This window comes from Streptomyces sp. NPDC002513 (genome assembly GCF_053595355.1).
In genome coordinates this window covers 128,108-137,040 of record NZ_JBSFXK010000014.1, presented here as the reverse complement: position 1 = coordinate 137,040, position 8,933 = coordinate 128,108, and the positions used below count along the sequence as shown (strand labels likewise).

The following is an 8,933-nucleotide window of genomic DNA, read 5'->3' as shown; positions in this document are numbered from 1 at the left end:
AACCCACTCGTTCGTACAGCACCCGCTGCCCGACAGGCAGGCCGTTGTCCTCCAGGACGGCCCGGAAAGCGGTGCACGTCGCCGTCGCCATCAACCTAGCCACAGCCGTCCCCCACCCGCACGGCTTCGGCTTCGGCTTCGGCAGCAGCGAAGCGGCCTGGACCTGAGCCGCCGGTGCCGCAGGGGGGATCGCCGATCCGCTCATCGGCCTCGGCGAGCAGCCGTCGCCGTGCCTCGCGCGAGCGCAGCCCGTACATCCGTCCGGCGAAGGCGGCCACCAAGGACATGAAATCGTCCAGCAGCTCTTCCACGCCCCCAGCCGTGCCCTTGGCGTGCAGTACCTCGACCGCCACCTGGCGATGAGCCAGCACCTCGATCAGCCAGCTCGCACCGAACCGGGCCAGACGGTCCCGACGAGTGACTCGTACATGGGTGAACTCACCCGCCGCCGCCCGCTTCAACAACCGGTCAAGACCCGGACGCGACTCCCGCAGCCCCGAGGCCCGGTCCCGGAACACCGCGACCACCACACCCGACGCCGAGGCCCGCAACTTAAGCCTCTTGGGCAGCCAGCGACGACTCCTGCCCGCTGGTGCCCGAGACCCGCACATACAGCGCCTCACGCCGCTCAGCCGACGCCGCACTCCCCGTCAACGCGTCCAACACCTCGATGGAGAAACGCCGTTCGCGGCCCACCCACACCACCGGGACCTTGCCCTCGTTCGCCCACAGTCGCAGTGTCCCCGGATGCACACCCACCCTGCGCGGCAACCGCCAGACGAAGAAGCTCCATGACCACTGACCCTACGGCCGCATCATCACCGGACAGCCCAAACCGGCGTGAACCCCACACCATCGCATGACAGATCACCGGACTACCTACAGATCCACACCAACCCTGCTATGCAGCATCAACAAGGATCCATAAGCGAAACATCCAACAGTTGAAGACCCTTTGCAGACGCCCCGGGGAGCGGTACCGTCCCAGTCCGGCTCGGTTCAGCTCGGTCGGGCTCGGCGCGGATCAGCCCAGCCCGTCTCAACCCGTCTCAGCCCATCTTGGCCCATCTCGGCTCAGTGCAGAAGAGTGCAGGTCAGCGCGGCTCTCAGTCCAGATCGTCGAACGCGTCCGCGAAGTCCAGGCCCGGCAGCTTCGAGACGGAGGGGGCCGTGACGCGCGTAGCGAAATCATCGCGTCGACGTGCCGCGTCGACGTCGTCCTGGATGACGACCCAGACGGTGACCTCGCCGTGGGCGTCGTCCCGGACGCCCCAGTCCTTGGCCAGCGCCGTGATGATGTTCAGCCCGCGGCCGCCGCGCGCGGTGACCGAGGGGGTCGAGGGCACCGGACGGGTGGGGCCACCGCCGTCCGTCACCTCGACCGTGAGCCGCCCGGAGGCGTCGACACGCCATGCAGCGCGCACATCCCCGTCTCCCCGAAGGCTGTCACCCAGGGGTCTGCCATGGCGACAGGCATTGCTGAGCAGTTCCGAAAGGATCAGTACGGCGTCGTCAATGACCGATTCCGCCACGCCACCGGTTCGCAGTTGATCGCGCATCCGATGTCTTGCTTTCCCCACGCCCGCAGGACCATGGGGTACGGCCATGCTTGACGACGTGGGCACCTCCTGTGCCACCACCAACGCCACCCCCGAGACCTCCTTCGCCCCACGCCACGGTGTGGATGCCCCAAGGGAATGGCCGGGAAACCGCACCGGGCCCCTGTGCTGACGCATTGCTAACGCTCGAACACGCAGCGAACGCGCCGGTGCACACCCCGTCATCAGTTGGCTGATTTCCAACCTTTATGCGACGGAATCCATGTCGCTATATGAGCGGTATCGTCCGGCTGTGTGAGGCAGATCGCCCGGTGGCGGGACAGAGTCCCGGCGGAAGATGGCGCGATCTGGTCGGTGCCGATCCGGCCACGTCGCCCCGTCGCCGATCCGGCACGCGTCGCCCGGCAGCGCCGATCCGGCACGCGTCGCCCGGCAGCGCCGAGCCGACGCCCGTCGCTCAGCGGCCGAGCCGACGCCCATCGCTCAGCGGCCGAGCTGGTGCAGCACTGCGCGCGGGCGGTTGGTGATGATGGCGTCCACACCCAGTTCGACACAGAGCTCGACGTCCTCGGGCTCGTTCACGGTCCACACATGCACCTGGTGGCCGACCTGCTTCACCCGCTGGATGTACGCGGGGTGGCTGCGCACGATCCGCATCGAGGGGCCCGCGATCCGGACGCCTGCGGGCAGCCGTCCGTCCCGCAGCCGGGGCGAGAGGAACTGCAGCAGATAGACCGTCGGCAGGTTCGGGGACGCGGACCGTACCCGGTGCAGCGAGCGCGCCGAGAAGCTCATGATGCGCACCGCGGACTCGGCCGGGGACGCCGGAGCGTCCAAGCCGAATCGCTTCAGCAGGTGCAGCAGCCGCTCCTCGACCTGCCCCGCCCAGCGCGTCGGGTGCTTGGTCTCGATCGCCAGGTCGATGGGGCGCCCGGCATCGGCGACGAGTTCGAGCAGGCGCTCCAGGGTGAGGACGGAGGTGTCCTCGGGGTCCTGCGGGCGGTGCTCCCAGTCGGGCTCCTCGTCGCTCCTCTTCCAGGAGCCGAAGTCCAGGGCGGCGAGGTCGGCCAGCTCCAGGGCGGAGACCGCGCCGCGGCCGTTGGACGTACGGTTGACGCGTCGGTCGTGGACGCAGACGAGGTGTCCGTCCGCGGTCAGCCGGATGTCGCACTCGAGGGCGTCGGCGCCGTCCTCGATCGCCTTCTTGTACGCGGCCAGGGTGTGCTCGGGAGCTTCTTCGGAGGCTCCGCGGTGGGCGACCACCTGGACCAGGTGCTGTCGTGCGTGGGTCACCGCGTCATGGTGCCACCGTCGAGGGGAAGGTGTGGTATCGGAAGGCGACGCGACGGTATCGGCGAGGCGTCGGGGATGCAGATTTTTGTTCGGACTGGTCCGATATAAAGAAAGCACGCGGACCCACAGCCGCCGCTTATGGCGCCCTGACGTCCCGTGGGAAAAGCTTGACGGCGTACAACAGACTGGCACAGCTGAGCGCGCCCGGTGCCCCGCAGGGTGAGCGAAGGCGGCCGAGTGCGACCCATTGAAACCAGCCGTGGAACGAGGAGAAGAGCTGTGAGCACCGAGAACGAGGGCACTGCGGTACCCCCGGCCCCGTCTGCACCTCCCGTGCCGGTGGACGCTCCCGCTTCCGCGCCGGGCGCGGCTCCCGAGGGGCACGCGCCGTCCGCGGCGGCGAGCGGCCCGGACGCGGCGGCGCACGGCCCGGACGCAGGGGCGCCCGGTTCGGCTGCGGGGAGCACTCCGCCCCCGGAGGGCGCGCCGTACCCGCCGGGCGCCCAGCCGGAAGGCGCGCCGACCACACCGTTCCCGCCGGTGCCTCCGGGGCAGCCCGGCGCCCCGTCGGCCGCCGCGGCCGGCTGGCCCCCGCCGGCCCCGGCGACCCCCGCCTATGCGGGCGGCGGCGGTGGTGCGAGCGGCGTCTGGGGCGCCTCGTACCAGGAGGCTCCGAAGCCGAAGAAGGGCCGTGGCGGCCTGGTCGCCGCGGTCCTCGTCGCCGCGCTGGTCGCCGGCGGCGTGGGCGGCGGCATCGGCTACCAGCTGGCCAGGAACGACGACTCCACCGGCTCGACGACCGTGTCCGCCGCCACCAACGGCGGCGACGTCAAGCACAACAACGGCTCGGTCGCGGCCGTGGCCGCCAGGGCCCTGCCGAGCACGGTGACCATCGAGGCCGAGAGCACCAACGGCCAGGGCGGCACCGGCACGGGCTTCGTCTTCGACACCCAGGGCCACATCGTCACCAACAACCACGTGGTCGCGGACGCGGTCGACGGCGGCAAGCTCACGGCGACCTTCCCGAACGGCAAGAAGTACGACGCCGAGATCATCGGGCACGCCCAGGGCTACGACGTCGCCGTGGTCAAGCTCAAGAACGCCCCGTCGGACCTCAAGCCGCTCCCGCTCGGCGACTCCGACAAGGTGGCGGTCGGCGATGAGACGATCGCGATCGGCGCTCCCTTCGGTCTGTCGAACACGGTGACCACGGGCATCATCAGCGCCAAGAACCGCCCGGTGGCCTCCAGCGACGGCAGCTCCTCCAGCAAGGCGTCCTACATGAGCGCCCTGCAGACGGACGCCTCGATCAACCCGGGCAACTCGGGCGGCCCCCTGCTGGACGCCCAGGGCGCGGTCATCGGCATCAACTCGGCGATCCAGTCCACGGGCAGCAGCGGCCTCGGCAGCAGCGGCCAGTCCGGTTCGATCGGCCTGGGCTTCGCGATTCCGATCAACCAGGCCAAGTACGTCGCCCAGCAGCTGATCAAGACGGGCAAGCCGGTCTACGCCAAGATCGGTGCCTCCGTCTCGCTGGAGGACGGCAGCGGCGGGGCGAAGATCACCGATCAGGGCGCGGCCGGCTCCGCCGCGATCGAGCCGGGCGGTCCGGCGGCCCAGGCGGGCCTCAAGCCCGGTGACGTGATCACCAAGCTCGACGACATGGTGATCGACAGCGGCCCGACCCTGATCGGCGAGATCTGGACCCACAAGCCGGGGGACAAGGTCACGATCACCTACGAGCGCGACGGGAAGTCCCACACCGCCGACCTGACCCTGGGCTCCCGCGCCGGCGACAGCTGAGCCCGACGGGCGGCGTGGGCCCGCACCCTGTGCGGTGCCCCCGCGCGTGTGCCACCCCAGCACCCTCGTCCCGCCTTGTCCCGCGCCGCCGATCACGGTGGGCGCGGGGCGGGTTGCCCGAGCGGCCTGAGGAACGGTCCTGAGAACCACAGGGCCGAGAGCCTTCCCGTAGGTGCGAAACCCCACCGCTCCGCAGGCTGCTTGTGTCTGGGTATTTCAGGTGCCAGTACAGCCAACGGCGCACAGGCCGCCCAGTTCCGCTGCGATGGTTCGGCCGACCAAGGCTGGATACTGTCGAACTGACCGAGCCGACCTTCGAGGGTCCCGGTGCGCAACCTCTATGGCGTGCGGTCGGGACTCTCGGGCGAACCTGATCAGTTCTCCTGGCAGGATCTGCCGTCACGACGCCCCGGGCCTTCTCGGTCACGGGGCGTCGCTTGCCCCAGGCGGGAACGCGGCGTGTGTGCGGCACGGGCCCTCGTCACGGTGGCTGAATGCGGCCTGCCACCTTCCGGCCCCATGCCTGGCCTGGCGCTTCGATGTAACGGTGGGTCAATACAGACAGGGGCAGCAGCACGGCATAGAACGCCACTTCCAGCACGGGATTGTCCTGCTGCCACCGGCCCATTGTGCCGTCGCTCACCGCCAGGAGCACCGGATGCACCAGGTAGACCGAATAGCTGATCGTTCCCAGACCGATCAGCCGGCGCGGTATCCGCCGGCGTCGCAAGGCCAGCCCGACACCGAAGGTCAGTACAGCCAGCAGGAATGCCACGATCCAGCCGCGCCGGGTGAAATTGGCCCCGTCGCCGTACCTATATGCGCTCCCCACAGCGCAGGCCACCACAACGGTGGCGGCGCAGGCCGCGTACCGCCAGGTGGTCTCACCGTGCTCGGACCGATAGACGGCGGTGCCGAGGAACATCACCGCGAGAATCACCAGCCCCTCCCACATGGGGACGCCCCCGTTGAAAGGGACCAGGACGAGCGCCAGTACGCCGCCCACCACGCCCCCGAACACCCGAAGCGCGGGTGACTTGGTACTGGCACAGCAGATGGCGACCACCATGCCGACTGAAACGAGCGTTATGAGCAGGCCAGTGCCCACCGCACCAGACAGTGCGGAAACCGGCAGCATGACCCCCACCAGCACGCTCAGGGCGGCGAGCACGGCCAGGGTGACGGCCACTTCCGCCGATCGCCGGTGCAGGCGGACCGTGAAGAGAGCAACTACCAGCAGATAGAACGCCATCTCGTACGAAAGCGTCCACAGGACGAGCAGAAGATTCGGCGTTCCCAGCAGCTCTTGGAGCAAGGTGACATGGGCGACTGCCACCGAGACAGCGCTCTGCCCGCCAAAGTCGCGGACGTGGGCAAAGCCCAACAGGTTGGCGGCGAGGAACGCAGTGACGACAGCGGCCCACAGCGGGTAGATGCGGAACAGCCGTCCGATCCAGAAAGTCCGGACGCAGCCCCGGCGCTCCAGCGACGCGGGGATGATGTAGCCGCTGACGAGGAAGAACACCATGATGCCGTACCGGCTGGTGTTGAATTCCGGCATCAGCTCTCGCCGGAACTCCGCCATGAAGGAGTACGACGAGTGATCGAACACCACAACGAGTGCTGCGATGCCGCGCAGCGCGTCCAGCCAGCCCAACCGCGATGCATGAGCCGACTCGACAGATATGGGTAACTGAGACAGCGCGGACGGTGACGGCGCCGGTCGAGGAGGGGCGGGGACGGGGGGTTCCATGCCCTTGTTCACGTCATCCCTCGCGCCGATGTTCAACTCCACTTTGATCATCCGCTGGTACGGCTCAAAGTCGATGGACTGGAGCAGGCCGGCGTGAGCTGCAGGAAGCCGGACCGCGCATGACTGGGGTACCTCTGAGCCCTCGCTGGTCGGCCGAGCCGTCGCAGGCGAACTGGGCAGCCTGTGCGCCGTTCGCGGTACTCGCACCCGAAATCCCCGGGCTCGGCAGCGGTGCCAGTGGACCCCGTGTGGACCACGGCCCCCGCGCGCCGCGGGAGGCCGGTAGGCTGTAGCCGCTCCGCCCCAGGTGGGGCGGGGCCGAGGTGGGTTGCCCGAGCGGCCTAAGGGAACGGTCTTGAAAACCGTCGTGGCGCGAGTCACCGTGGGTTCAAATCCCACACCCACCGCGCAGTTGAACGGCCCCTGACCAGGCATGACAGTCGGGGGCCGTGCTGCTGGGCGCCGCCCGCTCGTCAGCGTGTCTCCCCGTGGTCTCTCGCCTGATCGGGCACACAAGGGGCACGCGTGGGGCACGGCCTGAACGCGGCTTCAGGAGATACACGGGACGGCTGACGCCGTGCGCCACCGGTTGATCGGAATCTCGTAGACGATCTCGCAGTGCGCGACGGGCACCACGATGTCCGCCGTCTCCTCGGGCCGCCCCTGGTCGCTGTGTACGCCCGGCGGATGTGGGTGACCGGAGCGGCCTTCTGGATGCCCAGAAGGGACGCCTCCTCGGCGGTCGCCTGCCTGCCCGCGGCCTTCATGCCGGCGCGGAACGGAGATCCGTCGGGCTGCTCGCCCGCCGATGGCGGACGACCGTGCCTGCCACTCGATGCTCATCCGGTTCGCGCCCGCGGAGGTGGAGCGGTGAGAAGTCCGGACACAGGCCCGGGCTTCTCTCCCCGTCAACGTGGAGGACGGCCGGCCGGTCGAGGCACGGCGGTTGGAGATCGCCCGTCGGCTGAGCACGCAACTCTGATCAAGGATTTACCTGTTCCGCGTTGTTTGCGGTCGGCGGTGTGGCTAGCGTTCCTGCGCCCCCCTATCTGCGGATCTCGCATCGGCATTGATCGGCGGCATCGGACTGTCATGGGCAGACCACTCGGTCTCCCATAGCCACCACCACAAGAAGGGCATTTCTTTGCTCTCAAGGAGACGTCGGGCGGCATCCACCGTCGCCCTGCTGTCCACCACGGCACTCATATCGACCGGATGGCTCACGGCCACCGCGTCCGCCGCACCGTCCGCCACCGGGGCGCCCCATGTCAAACACCTGTGCGCCCATGCCACCACGCCGGGCCACGTGGCGTGCCTCGCCGAGGCCCGCACCGACGTCGTCCAGCACCTGACCGTCAGCCCGGACACCACACCGTCCGGTTACGGCCCCTCGGACCTGCAGAGCGCCTCAACCTGCCGTCCTCCACCGCCGGTTCGGGCCGCACCGTGGCGATCGTCGACGCCATGGACGACCCCAACGCGGAGTCCGACCTCGCCGCCTACCGGTCCCAGTACAACCTTCCCGCCTGCACCACGGCGAACGGATGCTTCCGCAAGGTCAACCAGAGCGGCGGCACCACCTACCCGAGCGCGGACTCCGGCTGGGCCGGCGAGATCTCTCTTGACCTCGACATGGTCAGCGCCGCCTGCCCGCAGTGCCACATCATGCTCGTCGAGGCATCCTCCGCGAACATGACCGACATCGGCACGGCCGAGAACGAGGCAGTCGCCCTCGGCGCGAAGTACGTCTCCAACTCCTTCGGCGGCACCGAGGACCCGGCCGAGACCACCGCCGACGTCCAGTACTTCAACCACCCCGGCGTCGCCATCACCGTCAGCACGGGAGACAGCGGCTACGGCGCCCAGTACCCGGCCACCTCCCCGTACGTCACCGCGGTGGGCGGCACCTCGCTCAGCCGCGCGAGCAACTCCCGCGGCTGGAGCGAGTCGGTGTGGTCCACCGACTCGACCGACGGCACCGGATCCGGATGCTCCGCCGACGAGGCAAAGCCCACCTGGCAGTCCGACACCGGCTGCGGCAAGCGCACCGTCGCCGACGTCTCCGCGGTCGCCGACCCGGCCACCGGCGTCGCCGTCTACGACACCTACGGTGCCTCCGGCTGGGACGTCTACGGCGGCACCAGCGCCTCCTCGCCCCTCATCGCGGCCACCTACGCGCTCGCCGGCACCCCGACCGCGAACAGCTACCCGTCCTCCTACCCCTACGGCCACAGGCCGGCGCTGAACGACGTCACCACGGGCAGCGACGGCACCTGCTCCCCGAGCTACCTGTGCACCGCCGGCACCGGCTACGACGGCCCGACCGGCCTCGGCACCCCCAACGGCACCACCGCCTTCGCCGGCGGCGCCAACACGGTCAACTCGCTGCAGCCCGGCCAGAAGCTCACCTCCGGCCACCGCCTGAGCAGCGCGAACGTCACGCTCACGATGGGCAGCGACGGCAACCTGGTCGCCTACCTCAAGACGAACGGCACGAGCAGCAGCGGCCCGGCGATCTGGTCCAG

At 69.4% G+C, this 8,933-nt stretch carries 6 protein-coding genes, 1 tRNA gene and 2 pseudogenes; 3 read left to right on the top strand and 6 right to left on the bottom strand.

The genetic code is table 11. From position 1 onward, the window contains the following. Positions 1 to 95: 95 nt before the first annotated feature. From ACWD5Q_RS13160 to ACWD5Q_RS13145, 4 genes are all read right to left on the bottom strand, one after another. Entirely contained in the window at positions 96 to 551 is a 456-nt protein-coding gene (locus tag ACWD5Q_RS13160) for a recombinase family protein (RefSeq protein ID WP_451427061.1), read from the bottom strand. 1 nt (position 552) lies between these two features. Next, positions 553 to 753 carry a hypothetical protein gene (locus ACWD5Q_RS13155; RefSeq protein ID WP_451427060.1) on the bottom strand — a complete coding sequence of 67 codons (201 nt, stop codon included), beginning with the start codon at positions 751 to 753 and terminating at the stop codon, positions 553 to 555. 353 nt (positions 754 to 1,106) lie between these two features. Next, positions 1,107 to 1,736 carry an ATP-binding protein gene (locus tag ACWD5Q_RS13150; protein WP_451427070.1) on the bottom strand — a complete coding sequence of 210 codons (630 nt, stop codon included), beginning with the start codon at positions 1,734 to 1,736 and terminating at the stop codon, positions 1,107 to 1,109. 306 nt (positions 1,737 to 2,042) lie between these two features. Beyond that, the gene (locus ACWD5Q_RS13145) at positions 2,043 to 2,852 is read right to left on the bottom strand and encodes a glycerophosphodiester phosphodiesterase (protein WP_451427059.1); all 810 of its coding nucleotides are present in this window, start codon (positions 2,850 to 2,852) and stop codon (positions 2,043 to 2,045) included. A gap of 279 nt (positions 2,853 to 3,131) precedes the next feature. Between ACWD5Q_RS13145 and ACWD5Q_RS13140 the strand changes: the two genes are divergently transcribed. Beyond that, complete coding sequence (locus ACWD5Q_RS13140; protein WP_451427058.1) at positions 3,132 to 4,655, top strand: S1C family serine protease; 1,524 nt, start codon at positions 3,132 to 3,134, stop codon at positions 4,653 to 4,655. 481 nt (positions 4,656 to 5,136) lie between these two features. Here the strand turns inward: ACWD5Q_RS13140 and ACWD5Q_RS13135 are convergent, their stop codons facing one another. After that, on the bottom strand, positions 5,137 to 6,312 hold the full coding sequence (locus tag ACWD5Q_RS13135) for an acyltransferase family protein (protein ID WP_451427057.1): 1,176 nt from the start codon (positions 6,310 to 6,312) through the stop codon (positions 5,137 to 5,139). A gap of 418 nt (positions 6,313 to 6,730) precedes the next feature. Here ACWD5Q_RS13135 and ACWD5Q_RS13130 point away from each other — a divergent pair. After that, positions 6,731 to 6,815, top strand: a tRNA-Ser gene (locus ACWD5Q_RS13130). A 142-nt stretch (positions 6,816 to 6,957) separates the two neighbouring features. Here ACWD5Q_RS13130 and ACWD5Q_RS13125 read toward each other — a convergent pair. Then, positions 6,958 to 7,160 (bottom strand): annotated as a pseudogene (locus ACWD5Q_RS13125) (hypothetical protein); the annotation flags it as partial. A gap of 431 nt (positions 7,161 to 7,591) precedes the next feature. Here ACWD5Q_RS13125 and ACWD5Q_RS13120 point away from each other — a divergent pair. Further along, positions 7,592 to 8,797 (top strand): annotated as a pseudogene (locus ACWD5Q_RS13120) (S53 family peptidase); the annotation flags it as partial. Positions 8,798 to 8,933: the final 136 nt, after the last annotated feature.

Excerpts from the sequence above, each read along its gene's own strand:
- ACWD5Q_RS13150 (WP_451427070.1), bottom strand. The coding sequence starts at position 1,736 with ATGCGTCAGCACAGGGGCCCGGTGCGGTTTCCCGGCCATTCCCTTGGG.